Genomic DNA, 12,523 nt, shown 5'->3' on the forward strand with positions numbered 1-12,523 from the left:
CATGAGTGCGCCCGACACCCTCGACCTCCCCAAGACCACGGCCCGTCCCGGCCCGTTCGACTGGTATCGCAACATCAATCAGCAGGAGCGCCGGACGTTCTGGAGCTGCAAGATCGGCTACGGTCTGGACGGCATGGACACCCAGATGCTCAGCTTCGTGGTGCCGACCCTGATCGCGATGTGGGGCATCACCACCGGTGAGGCCGGGTTGATTCACACCAGCACGCTGATCGCCTCGGCCATCGGCGGTTGGGTGGCGGGGATTCTCTCCGACCGCATCGGCCGCGTGCGCACCCTGCAACTGACGGTGCTGTGGTTCGCCTTTTTCACTTTCCTCTGCGGTTTCGCCCAGAACTACGAACAACTGCTGATCGCCCGCACCCTGATGGGCTTCGGTTTCGGCGGCGAATGGACCGCCGGCGCGGTGCTGATCGGTGAAGTGATCCGCGCCAAGGATCGTGGTAAAGCGGTCGGTATGGTGCAATCCGGCTGGGCGCTGGGTTGGGGGCTGACGGCGATTCTGTATGCGCTGCTGTTCTCGGTGTTGCCGCCGGAAGACGCCTGGCGCGCACTGTTCATCCTCGGCATCGTGCCGGCGGTGTTCGTGATTTTCGTCCGGCGTCTGGTGAAAGATCCGGAGATCTACCGCGAAGCCAAGGCCAGACAAACCCCGGAAAGCCCTTCGAAGTTCTACGAGATCTTCGCCCCCGGCATTCTCTTCACCACGATCCGCGCCTCGCTGCTGACCACCGGCGCCCTCGGCGGTTACTACGCAATCACTTCCTGGCTGCCGACTTTTCTGAAGAATGAACGCGGCTTGAGCGTACTCGGCACCGGCGGTTATCTGGCGATGGTGATCATCGGTTCCTACGCCGGCTATGTGATCAGCGCCTATTTGACCGACCTGTTGGGGCGCAAGAAGAACTTCATCCTGTTCGCGGTCGGCTCGTTCACCATCGTTCTGCTCTATACCCAATTGCCGGTCAGCAACGGCGTGATGTTGTGGCTGGGCTTCCCGCTGGGCTTCTTTGCTTCGGGGATTTTCAGTGGCATGGGCGCGTTTCTAACCGAGCTGTTTCCGACCCGGATTCGCGGGTCGGGGCAGGGCTTCTGCTACAACATCGGCCGGGCGCTGGCGGCGTTGTTTCCGCTGCTGATCGGGCTGCTCAGCCAGAAAGTACCGCTGAGTGTAGGCATCGGTGCCTTCGCGGCAGTGTCCTACGGCGTGGTGATTCTCGCGGCGTTGAGCCTGCCGGAAACCCGTGGCAAACAACTGGACGCGCAGTAACTGATAACCTGCGGGGCACTGTCTGTCCCACGGCAAAAAAAGAAAAGAACTACAGGAGTGTTCACCGTGAGCCGCCTGCTATTGAACTGTGACATCGGCGAGAGCTTCGGCAGCTGGACCATGGGTCTGGACGCGGAGGTCATGCCCTTCATCGATTGCGCCAACATTGCCTGCGGTTTCCACGCCGGCGATCCGGGCATCATGCGCAAGACCGTCAGCCTGGCCCTGAGCCATGGCGTGCAGATCGGCGCGCATCCGGCCTATCAGGATCTGGTGGGGTTCGGCCGACGTTCCATGGCCTACACCGCCCAGGAACTGCAAGACATCCTGCATTACCAGATCGGGGCCCTGGACGGCATTTGCCGCGCTCAGGGTGGCAAAGTCAGTTACGTCAAACCCCACGGCGCGATGTACAACGACATGATGGCCAACCCGGCGCAGTTGCGAGCGGTGATTCAGGCTGTCGCGGCTTACGACCGCAGCTTGCCGCTGATGCTGATGGCCACCCGCGACAACACAGCCGCGCAACAGCTCGGCGATGAATACGGCGTGACCCTGTGGTTCGAAGCCTTCGCCGACCGCGCCTACGACAGCGCCGGCCGACTGGTCTCGCGGCAGCTGCCGGGTGCGGTGCACCACGATTCCGAAACCATCATCGGGCAAGCGCTGACCATCGCCCGTGGCGACAACCTCACCGCCAGCGACGGCAGCGCGCTGCACCTGCAAGCCAACACGTTGTGCGTCCACGGTGACAACGCCAGTTCAGTGGCCGCCGTGCAACGCATTCGTCAGGCCCTGAACGAGCAGAGCGCGCCATGAATCCGCGGGTGGAGGTGGTGGCGCTGGATTGCCTGATGCTGCGCCTGTTCGATGAAATCGCCGAAACCAACATGCCGTGGATGCTCGCCGCCAGTGAGCGCTTACGCACAGTGTTCGGCGAAAATCTGATCGATCTGGTGCCCTCGTACACCACGTTGATGGTGCATTACGACCTGACCGGATTGAATCCGAATCAGGCTCGGGAGTTGATTGCCGAAGCGCTGATCGACCTGTCGCCGAATGCGCGCACCGGCGGCCAGTGTCATATGCTGCCGGTCTGGTACGACCTGAGTGTCGGCCCGGAACTGAGCTTGCTGTCGCAACGCAGCGGTTTGTCGGTGGAAGAAGTGATTCGCCGTCACAGTGCTCGGGAATATCAGGTGTTCGCGCTCGGTTTTGCACCGGGGTTTGCCTTTATGGGGCTGGTGGAAGAAGTCCTCGCGGCACCGCGTCTGAACACCCCACGCAAGAAAGTCGCCGCCGGCAGCGTCGGCATTGCCGAACGGCAGACAGCGGCGTATCCGGTGGTGTCCCCCGGTGGCTGGAACCTGATCGGTCGCACACCGGCAAAACTGTTCGACCGCGAGCGCGATGGCTACAGCCTGATGCAGCCCGGCGATACCGTGCGTTTCGAAGCAGTGAGCCACGCCGAATTCATCCGTCTTGGCGGTGACGACACGCCTCTGGAGGCCTTGGCATGAGCCGACTGACAATTGAGGCGAGTACGCCGCTGTGCCTGTTACAGGACGCCGGGCGGTTTGGCGTGCGCCATCTGGGCGTGACCCAGGGCGGCGCGGCGGACTGGCGGTCGATGGCCTGGGCCAACTGGCTGCTGGGCAACGGGCTGGATTTGCCGGTGATCGAAATCACCCTCGGCGGTTTTACGGTGGTGGCTGAAGAAGATTGCCTGCTGGCATTGGCGGGTGCCGATCTTGGCGCGCAGATCGACGGTGAGGCGTTGGCGCCGTGGCGCAGTTTCAAACTGCGCAAAGGGCAGACCTTGAAGTTCACCCAGCCGTTGCTGGGCGCGCGGGCCTATCTGGCGGCGCCCGGCGGTTTCAATGCGCCGAAAATGCTGGGCAGCAGTGCCACTGTGGTCCGTGAGGAACTGGGTGGTCTCGATGGTTTCGGCTTGCCATTGGCCAAGGGCTCCTCGCTGAGTTATCAGGGCGAAACCCTATTGATGCGTGAGGTTCCGGCACAGCATCTACCGGACCTGCGCCTCGACGCGCCGCTCGATCTGGTACTCGGCGCGCAGATCGGTCAGTTCAGCGGGCAGAGCCTGTTCGATGCATTCAACAGGGCCTGGACGCTGGACAGTCGTGCCGATCGCATGGGCATCCGCCTGTTGGGGACGGCGTTGCAGTATCAGGGCAAGCCGATGATTTCCGAGGGCATTCCGCTGGGCGCGGTGCAGGTGCCGCCGGATGGGCAGCCGATCGTGTTGCTCAATGACCGGCAGACCATTGGCGGTTATCCGCGACTGGGCGCGTTGACGCCGTTGGCACTGGCGCGTCTGGCACAGTGTCTGCCGGGAGCGATGGTCAGATTGCGCCCGGTGGTGCAGGAAGTGGCACACCGGGAACACGTCGAGTATCTGAAGCGATTTATCGACCGCTGAAAGCATCGTCGGAACGCCGCCCGAAGCAAGCCCGCTCCCACAGTGTTCGAGATGTACACGAAATTCATGTACACCACCGATACCTGTGGGAGCGGGCTTGCCCGCGATAGCGTCAGTGCAGGCAGCCGATTATTTGGACAAAAACCGCATCCCTTCTTCCAGACCGCGCAACGTCAGCGGATACATCTGATCCTCGATCAAGTCCCGAACGATATTGGTCGACGATGTGTAGCCCCACGTATCTTTCGGATAAGGATTGATCCAGATGAGCTTCTTGTACTTCTCCATGAAGCGCTGCATCCACACGTAACCCGGCTCTTCGTTCCAGTGCTCGACGCTGCCGCCGGCCTGGGTGATTTCATAGGGTGCCATCGCGGCGTCACCGATGAAGATCACTTTGTAGTCGGCACCGTACTTGTGCAGCAGATCCTGGGTCGACGTGCGCTCGGAGGTGCGGCGCATGTTGTTCTTCCACACCGATTCATAAATGAAGTTGTGGAAGTAGAAATACTCCAGGTGCTTGAACTCGGTCTTGCAGGCCGAGAACAGTTCCTCGCAGATCTTCACGTGGGCGTCCATCGAACCGCCGATGTCGAACAGCAGCAACAGCTTCACCGTGTTGCGCCGTTCCGGGCGCATCTGGATGTTCAGCAGGCCGGCGTCCTTGGCGGTGTGGTCGATGGTGCCGTCGATATCCAGCTCTTCCGCTGCGCCCTGACGAGCGAATTTGCGCAGGCGGCGCAGGGCGACCTTGATGTTGCGGGTACCCAGCTCCACAGAGTCGTCGAGGTTTTTGTACTCGCGTTGATCCCAGACTTTCACCGCTTTGCCCTGGCGCTTGCCGGCATCGCCGACCCGGATGCCTTCCGGGTTGAAACCGCCGGAGCCGAACGGACTGGTGCCGCCGGTGCCGATCCATTTGTTGCCGCCGGCGTGGCGCTCCTTCTGTTCTTCCAGGCGTTTCTTGAACTCTTCGATCAGCTTGTCCAGACCGCCGAGGGACTGGATCTGCGCGCGTTCCTCGTCGGTCAGCGAGCGCTCGAACTCCTTGCGCAGCCAGTCTTCGGGGATCAGCGCCTGCAAGTGATCGTCGAGCTTTTCCAGGCCATTGAAGTAGGCACCGAACGCGCGGTCGAACTTGTCGAAATGCCGTTCGTCCTTCACCAGGATCGCCCGGGACAAGTAGTAGAACTCGTCCATGTCAGCGAAAGTCACGCGCTGTTTCAGCGCGTTGATCAGGTCGAGCAACTCGCGCACCGACACCGGCACCTTGGCTGCACGCATTTCATTGAACAGGTTGAGCAACATGGCGTCAGCCTCTTAGCGGGTGCCGCGACGGCTCATGAACGCCAGGCGCTCAAGCAGTTGCACGTCCTGTTCGTTCTTTACCAGCGCACCGGCCAGCGGCGGGATGGCTTTGGTCGGATCGCGCTCGCGCAGCACGGCTTCGCCGATGTTGTCGGCCATCAGCAGTTTCAGCCAGTCCACCAGCTCGGAGGTCGATGGCTTCTTCTTCAGGCCCGGCACCTTGCGCACGTCGAAGAACACGTCCAGCGCTTCGCTGACCAGATCCTTCTTGATGTCCGGGTAGTGAACATCGACGATTTTCTGCAGGGTGGTGCGGTCGGGGAAGGCGATGTAGTGGAAGAAGCAGCGGCGCAGGAACGCGTCCGGCAGCTCTTTCTCGTTGTTGGAGGTAATGATGATGATCGGACGCTTCTTGGCTTTGATGGTCTCGTCGATCTCGTAAACGTAGAACTCCATCTTGTCGAGTTCTTGCAGCAGGTCGTTGGGGAACTCGATGTCGGCCTTGTCGATTTCGTCGATCAGCAGAATGACGCGTTCTTCGGACTCGAACGCTTCCCAGAGCTTGCCCTTCTTCAGGTAGTTGCGCACGTCGTGGACTTTTTCATTGCCCAGCTGCGAGTCGCGCAGACGGCTGACCGCATCGTACTCGTACAGACCCTGATGGGCCTTGGTGGTGGACTTGATGTGCCAGGTGATCAGCTTGGCGCCGAACGATTCGGCCAGTTGCTCGGCGAGCATGGTCTTGCCGGTGCCCGGTTCGCCCTTGACCAGCAGCGGCCGCTCCAGGGTGATGGCGGCGTTGACCGCCAGCTTCAGGTCATCGGTGGCGACGTAGGCCTGGGTGCCTTCGAACTTCATCTGCTAATCCTCGAACGGTAACGCCGACCTGAACGGGCAGGGCGGGGGCGAAATAATCGGATGCCCGACTATAACGCGCGGCCCGGTCGACTGTGAACGCAGACGGCTTATTCAGTCTCTGAATGGGGCGTCACATGTTGACTCGGTTTCGGCCGAGGGCCGGTTGAACAAGTGCGCTAACCCGCATCCGGCTTCGGCCGTTCATACCGCGCATTGAACGCCTGGATGAATCCATTGCGCAAAATCTGCAAAAACGCTTCGAATGCGCTGATATTTTGCTGGTGCACGCTGCCGCTGAGTTCGACCCGGGTGGCGAACTGGTTCTTGCCCTGGTTTTTCAGCACGGTTTCGGAGCCACCGACCAGCGCCTCCCAGATCGAGCGGAAGATCCCCTTGTTCTTGTTCTCGACATCCTGCTGCCAGTTGAATACGTCGACGTCGCGCAGCAGCGGTTTGATGTAGCCCTTGAGTTGGCCGTTGGTGGCGGCGGCTTCGATGACCACGTCGCCGTGGCCGGCGTTGAAGTCGAATTTGCCGTAGGCCGAGGCGAAGTCGTTCATGCGCTTGAGTTCGATGTCCCGGGCCCGCAGGCGAAATTCGAAGTCTTCGAAGTTGCTCAACGGGTCGAAGGTGGCGCTGGTTTCCAGCGGCGCATGGCCCAACAGCAGGGCTTTGCCTTCGAAGCTAGCGTCACGCTTGCCTTCCTTGTCGACCACGTTGGTCAGGTTGTAAATGCTGGCGTCGACATTGGTCGCATTCATGTTTACCGGTGGTTTGGAGTTGAAGTTGCGAAAGCTGATACGACCATCGTTGATCTGCACCTCGTCGAGGGTGATCGGCAGCAATTTGCTCAGCTGCTCGCGCCAGTCGGTGCCTTGACCGGTCTGGGAGCTCTGCTTGTTGGCGCCGCCATCAACGAAGTTCACCTGAGGTTTGAAGAATTTCACCTGCGCCACGACAGCATGGTCATACCAAAGCGAGTGCCAACTGACAGACAGGTCGATAACCGGCGCATCGACGAATGGCACCGGTACCTTGCCGTCGGCCTTGACGATTTTCAGGCCATTGATCTTGTACGCGCCGCGCCAGAGCGCCAGGTCGACGTCGGTGATCTGGCCGCGGTAGTCGCCCATGTTGGCCAGTTTGTCATTCAAGTAATCACGCACGAGGTAGGGCAGGGCGATGTGCAGGGCGACCAGTAATACAACGAGAGTGGCGAAAATCCACAATGGCCAACGGTAGCGACGCTTCATGGCAGCAAATTCCGAACGGTGTAAAGCGATTGACTGCCGCTTGCCGCAGACGTTCGGCCCGACTGGACTGAGAAGGGCAACAGGCTTACCTTGGAGCGCTGAATTCAACGCTGCACAAGGACCCAGCCATGAGCCGTATTTTTGCTGACAACGCCCATTCCATCGGCAACACGCCGCTGGTGCAGATCAACCGCATCGCGCCCCGTGGCGTGACCATTCTGGCCAAGATCGAAGGTCGCAACCCGGGCTACTCGGTCAAGTGCCGGATCGGCGCCAACATGATCTGGGACGCCGAAAGCAGCGGCAAACTCAAGCCGGGCATGACCATCGTCGAGCCGACCTCCGGCAATACCGGCATCGGTCTGGCTTTCGTGGCTGCCGCTCGTGGTTACAAATTGCTGCTGACCATGCCGGCCTCGATGAGTATCGAGCGACGCAAGGTGCTCAAGGCGCTGGGCGCCGAGCTGGTGTTGACCGAGCCCGCCAAGGGCATGAAGGGTGCCATCGAAAAGGCCGCGGAGATCGTTGCCAGCGATGCGGGCAAATATTTCATGCCGGCCCAGTTCGACAACCCGGCCAACCCGGCCATCCACGAAAAAACCACCGGCCCGGAAATCTGGAACGACACCGATGGCGCCGTTGATGTGCTGGTGGCGGGCGTCGGTACCGGCGGAACCATTACTGGTGTGTCGCGGTATATCAAGAATACGGCGGGCAAACCGATTCTGTCGGTGGCAGTGGAACCGGCGTCTTCTCCGGTGATCACCCAGGCGCTGGCAGGCGAAGAAATCAAGCCGAGCCCACACAAGATTCAGGGCATCGGTGCCGGCTTTGTGCCGAAGAACCTTGATCTGTCGATGGTTGACCGGGTCGAGCTGGTGACCGATGAGGAGTCCAAGGCCATGGCCCTGCGCCTGATGCAGGAAGAGGGGATCCTGTGCGGGATTTCCTGCGGTGCGGCCATGTCGGTGGCGGTGCGCCTGGCGGAAACCCCGGAAATGCAGGGCAAGACCATTGTCGTGGTGCTGCCCGATTCCGGTGAACGCTATCTGTCGAGCATGTTGTTCAGTGATCTGTTCACCGATCAGGAAAACCAGCAGTAAGTGGCGCGTTGATTCAGGTCAGCCAGGGTTCAGGATTGTTATGTTAAGAAATGCTTTGTTGCGCAATTCTTAACACTGAATCTTGGGTCGGGCGGGTTTTTCCCGGAGCCGGTAGTGTTTATCATGGCCGGCCGCCATCTCGGGCAAATGACATGGCGTGGCGTTGTCTTATTTCAAGGAGTTGTTGATGACCTTTTCGTTAGCCGCCAAGGTGTCGGTGTTGCTGCTGTTTGTGGGCAGCATCCTCTACGTGCATTTGCGCGGCAAGGCGCGTTTGCCGGTGCTGCGTCAGTTCGTCAACCATTCGGCGCTGTTCGCACCTTACAACGCCTTGATGTACCTGTTCTCGGGCGTGCCATCCAAACCGTATCTGGATCGCAGCAAGTTTCCGGAACTGGACGTGTTGCGCGATAACTGGGAGACCATTCGCGACGAGGCCATGCACTTGTTCGACGAGGGCTATATTCGCGCCGCCGAGAAGAACAACGATGCCGGTTTTGGTTCGTTCTTCAAGAAGGGCTGGAAGCGTTTCTACCTCAAGTGGTACGACAAACCGCTGCCGTCGGCCGAAACCCTGTGCCCGAAAACCGTGGCGCTGGTCAGTGCCATCCCCAACGTCAAAGGCGCGATGTTTGCGTTGTTGCCGGGGGGCAGTCATTTGAACCCGCACCGCGATCCGTTCGCCGGTTCCCTGCGTTATCACCTGGGCCTGTCGACGCCGAACTCCGACGATTGCCGGATTTTTGTCGACGGTCAGGTCTACGCCTGGCGCGACGGTGAAGACGTGATGTTCGACGAAACCTACGTGCACTGGGTCAAGAACGAAACCGAACAGACCCGGGTGATCCTGTTCTGCGACATCGAACGTCCGCTGAGCAATCGTCTCATGACCCGCATCAACCGCTTCATCAGCGCCTGGCTGGGCCGTGCCACGGCACCGCAGAACCTCGACGACGAGCGCGTCGGCGGGATCAATCAGGCTTACGCGTGGAGCAAGAACTTCAGCGACAAGTTCAGCGGTAAGGTCAAACAGTGGAAACGCCGCAATCCAAAGGCCTACCGCGTGATGCGGCCGGTGCTGGCGGTGGTGGTGCTGACGTTGCTGGGGTATTGGCTGTTTGGTTGAGGCTGGATTTGAAAACATGAAACCGCTCCTTGTGAGCGGTTTTTTATTTTTTCTGAATCAGGGACGGCCCGCCAGCAAGCTTGGTTCATCGATGGCGGTGCCGGTTGCAATGATCTGTAAGAGCCGCCTTTGACTGGCTGTCAGCCCCGTCAGATTAGAATCCTCCCTCATTGCATGCGCTTTTTTCTTTCTGGGGGACTTTTTTATTTCTTTGCGCATGTTCCCACCTTGGTTGATCAATATTTGAGCGTTTTTCACAATACTAGGCTCCCTACTGTTTTGACAAGACGGCCCTCGTTATCCAAACCAAAGTCGAGTTGTTCGTAAATTGGTATTGCTCCCTGGAATGGTTCTTGAACCTCGATCAAGCTGCCTCCAATGATGCGGGCGTATTGCTCTATAACCAGAACGGATAACGGTGCAACACGGTTCTTCAATGGATGAGTTTCTGTGGGCCGCCCCTCCAGTCGTACGATTCGAATGCGTTGCCGACTTTTATTCGGGTTGGCAAAGCAAAGTCCGCACAGTTCGGATTCAAACCAGATCGCGATGTCGAGAGCGAGAGGTTCGCGCGATTTCCATCCAATGACTTCTTCCCATGAAAAATGCGGGCTCTCCCAACACTCGAAAGCACTCAGCGCCAACGAGTCGATGGGTTCGAAACGTATTTTCGAAAGGTCAAGTGTTGTGGGGCCAGCCATCTCCTGGTCAGTCTGGAGTTGAGTCGTGGCAAGACGGGCAAGCTTCCTGGCTTGCGATTTATACAACTGATACCGCAGATGATTGCGTTCCCTTGGCATATGATTTCGAGCATTCCATGTCTCCCCATCAGTGGGTGTAGCCGTTGCTCGACAGACTATTCAGCTCTCGTCCACCCGTCGCTGGAGGCCCTTTGCCCAAAACGTTGCAATCCATGTCGCGGGCTGGTTATAGTCGGCGCTCGTGAGTCGCACGACTCACTGTCCAACCCTCCAAAAAAGATCAGCCCAGATGCCTGCATCCCCCATCAACGCGGTAGTCGATTCAGCGGTCAACGCTTGCGTCGTGCCGTGCGGGAATCAGCAGCCTGTGCAGATCAGTCATTACCCTCCACCTGTCAGTAGCACGCCGGTGTGCGCAGTCGTATCACCGCCGGGCGTTGGTGTTTCGGGCTGATCGGCGTTTTCTGCTGACCCCTGTGCCCGCCTGAAAAAACCTACTGAATTTCAGCTTCGGCTGAGTTGGCTATTTGCCTGACTACAGGTGGTATTCATGTTTGTCCTTTCGAAAAAATCCGCGCTCGCGGCCGCGTCCACGAGCCTGTTCGTTCTGCTGTGGAGCAGCGGGGCGATCTTCTCCAAGTGGGGCCTGGCCCACGCTTCACCGTTTGCCTTTCTGCTGATGCGTTTTGTGATTGCGCTGTGCGGACTGGTGCTGCTGGTGCCGTTGCTCAAGTTGAAGTTGCCCAAGGGCGGCAAGCCGATGCTGTACGCGATGGCCACCGGCGTGGTGCTGCTGGGTGCCTATCAGATCTTCTATTTGCTGGCGCTGGACCTGAAGGTTACCCCCGGCGTGATGGCGACCATCATGGGCGTGCAGCCGATCCTTACGGTGGTGATCATGGAGCGGCAGCGCTCGGTGAGCCGGATGTTCGGCCTGGCACTGGGATTGGCCGGTCTGATCATGGTGGTTTATCAAGGCATCGGCCTGGCCGGCATGTCGCTGGCGGGGATGCTGTTCGGTCTGCTCGCGCTGGCAAGCATGACCTTCGGCTCGATCATGCAGAAACGCATCACCGACAATCCCCTCGGCACGCTGCCGGTGCAGTACCTGGCCGGTCTGCTGCTGTGCGGGATATTCGTGCCGTTCCAGCCATTTCACTTCGAGCACAGCGTCGGTTTCATCGTGCCGGTGTTGTGGATGGGACTGGTGGTGTCCGTGCTGGCGACGTTGCTGCTGTACCGGCTGATCGCCCGGGGCAATCTGGTGAATGTCACCAGTCTGTTCTATCTGGTGCCGGCCGTGACGGCGGTGATGGATTACCTGATTTTCGGTAATCGCCTGGCCGCGTTAAGCGTACTGGGGATGCTGTTGATCATCGTCGGTCTGGTGTTCGTGTTCCGTAAATCGGCTTAACCGCCGCGCATGAAAAAGGCCCGGGAGGAAACTTCCGGGCCTTTGTGCATCTGCCAGTCAGCGGGTGGCGATTTCTGCCGACTTCACCGCCGCGGGTTTCAACACCAGCCACAGCGCAACCGCGATCAACACCCCGCCATACACGTGGGCCATCGACAGCGGTTCATCGAGAAACAGCGCCCCCCACAACACGCCGAACGGCGGAATCATGAAGGTCACGGTCATCGACTTCACCGGCCCGACGGAACTCAGCAGGCGGAAGTAAATGATGTAGGCAAACGCCGTGCAGCCCAGACCCAGGCCCAGCAGCGACAGCCAGACATTCCAGCCACCCCAGCTCACCGGCGGCGCAGTGATGACGCTGTAACCGAACAGCGGCAACAGAAACAGGGTCGCACCGAGCATGCTGCCCAGCGCCGACAGACGACTGTCGAGCCCGCCGGCCTGATCCAGCCAGCGTCGGGCAAGGAACCCGGCGAAGCCATAGCAGGTGGTTGCGAGCAGGCAGGCCACCGCGCCCATCAGCAGGTGCAGATCGAACGCGACCGGGCCGGCGCGGGTCAGCACGCCCACCCCGAGCAGACCGAGGAACACGCCGGCGAGTTTGGCCAGCGTGAGTTTTTCACTGAAGAACAATCCGCCGATCAACACCCCCATCAATGGCGTGGTGGCGTTGAAGATCGCCGAATACCCGGCGGGCAGAACCTGAGCGGCGACGGAGTACATGGTTGCCGGGAGGCCCGAGTTGATAACACCCAGCAGCATCACGGTCTTGAGTTTGCCTTTGAAATCCCAGCTGATGCGCATCAGACCGAGGATCACCAGCAGGCCGACGGCGGCAATCGAAACGCGGAAGAATCCGGTCGGAACCGTACCGATCGCGGGAGCGATGATGCGCATGAACAGGAAGCTTGCGCCCCAGATGGCAGCCAGCGACAACATGCGGAAAATATCGACAGGGCTCACGGGCCACTCCTTCCTTGATCGGGACGAGAGTGTTGCCGAGGGCCCCGGCGATGGCAACCGTTAATC

General features: G+C 59.8%; 13 protein-coding genes. 7 read left to right on the top strand and 6 right to left on the bottom strand.

From position 1 onward, the window contains the following. The first annotated feature begins 1 nt into the window (after position 1). From CAF79_RS24060 to CAF79_RS24075, 4 genes are all read left to right on the top strand, one after another. Positions 2-1,288 carry an MFS transporter gene (locus CAF79_RS24060; RefSeq protein WP_085700626.1) on the top strand — a complete coding sequence of 429 codons (1,287 nt, stop codon included), beginning with the start codon at positions 2-4 and terminating at the stop codon, positions 1,286-1,288. Between the two features lie 66 nt (positions 1,289-1,354). Continuing rightward, positions 1,355-2,107 carry a 5-oxoprolinase subunit PxpA gene (locus CAF79_RS24065; RefSeq protein ID WP_085605606.1) on the top strand — a complete coding sequence of 251 codons (753 nt, stop codon included), beginning with the start codon at positions 1,355-1,357 and terminating at the stop codon, positions 2,105-2,107. Then, on the top strand, positions 2,104-2,808 hold the full coding sequence (gene pxpB, locus CAF79_RS24070; RefSeq protein WP_085700627.1) for a 5-oxoprolinase subunit PxpB: 705 nt from the start codon (positions 2,104-2,106) through the stop codon (positions 2,806-2,808). The genes CAF79_RS24065 and pxpB overlap by 4 nt, the downstream gene beginning before the upstream one ends. Then, complete coding sequence (locus tag CAF79_RS24075) at positions 2,805-3,728, top strand: biotin-dependent carboxyltransferase family protein (protein WP_085700628.1); 924 nt, start codon at positions 2,805-2,807, stop codon at positions 3,726-3,728. Before pxpB ends, CAF79_RS24075 begins: the two co-directional genes overlap by 4 nt. Positions 3,729-3,857: 129 nt before the next feature. Here CAF79_RS24075 and CAF79_RS24080 read toward each other — a convergent pair whose 3' ends face one another. From CAF79_RS24080 to CAF79_RS24090, 3 genes are all read right to left on the bottom strand, one after another. After that, complete coding sequence (locus CAF79_RS24080) at positions 3,858-5,036, bottom strand: VWA domain-containing protein (protein WP_007956512.1); 1,179 nt, start codon at positions 5,034-5,036, stop codon at positions 3,858-3,860. A gap of 12 nt (positions 5,037-5,048) precedes the next feature. Further along, entirely contained in the window at positions 5,049-5,894 is an 846-nt protein-coding gene (locus tag CAF79_RS24085) for a MoxR family ATPase (RefSeq protein WP_007911294.1), read from the bottom strand. A 176-nt stretch (positions 5,895-6,070) separates the two neighbouring features. Continuing rightward, positions 6,071-7,147, bottom strand: a complete 1,077-nt coding sequence (locus tag CAF79_RS24090) for a DUF748 domain-containing protein (RefSeq protein ID WP_085700629.1) — start codon at positions 7,145-7,147, stop codon at positions 6,071-6,073. A 128-nt stretch (positions 7,148-7,275) separates the two neighbouring features. Here CAF79_RS24090 and cysK point away from each other — a divergent pair, with 128 nt between their 5' ends. Further along, positions 7,276-8,250, top strand: coding sequence for a cysteine synthase A (gene cysK / locus CAF79_RS24095; RefSeq protein ID WP_085700630.1), 975 nt, complete (start codon positions 7,276-7,278; stop codon positions 8,248-8,250). A gap of 187 nt (positions 8,251-8,437) precedes the next feature. Next, on the top strand, positions 8,438-9,376 hold the full coding sequence (locus tag CAF79_RS24100) for an aspartyl/asparaginyl beta-hydroxylase domain-containing protein (protein WP_085700631.1): 939 nt from the start codon (positions 8,438-8,440) through the stop codon (positions 9,374-9,376). A gap of 57 nt (positions 9,377-9,433) precedes the next feature. On the opposite strand, the gene CAF79_RS24105 is transcribed toward CAF79_RS24100, so the two are convergent. Next, positions 9,434-9,634 (bottom strand): hypothetical protein, encoded by a 201-nt coding sequence (locus CAF79_RS24105; RefSeq protein WP_085700632.1) that lies wholly within the window; start codon positions 9,632-9,634, stop codon positions 9,434-9,436. Further along, on the bottom strand, positions 9,631-10,077 hold the full coding sequence (locus CAF79_RS24110) for a hypothetical protein (protein ID WP_371917938.1): 447 nt from the start codon (positions 10,075-10,077) through the stop codon (positions 9,631-9,633). The genes CAF79_RS24105 and CAF79_RS24110 overlap by 4 nt, the downstream gene beginning before the upstream one ends. Positions 10,078-10,627: 550 nt before the next feature. Here CAF79_RS24110 and CAF79_RS24115 point away from each other — a divergent pair. Further along, positions 10,628-11,491: a DMT family transporter gene (locus CAF79_RS24115; RefSeq protein ID WP_085700634.1), complete on the top strand. Its 864-nt coding sequence runs from the start codon at positions 10,628-10,630 to the stop codon at positions 11,489-11,491. 57 nt (positions 11,492-11,548) lie between these two features. Here CAF79_RS24115 and CAF79_RS24120 read toward each other — a convergent pair whose 3' ends face one another. Further along, positions 11,549-12,457: a DMT family transporter gene (locus CAF79_RS24120; RefSeq protein WP_085700635.1), complete on the bottom strand. Its 909-nt coding sequence runs from the start codon at positions 12,455-12,457 to the stop codon at positions 11,549-11,551. Positions 12,458-12,523 lie beyond the last annotated feature (66 nt).

It is taken from the genome of Pseudomonas sp. B26(2017), assembly GCF_002113045.1.
In the GTDB taxonomy this organism is placed as follows: domain Bacteria; phylum Pseudomonadota; class Gammaproteobacteria; order Pseudomonadales; family Pseudomonadaceae; genus Aquipseudomonas.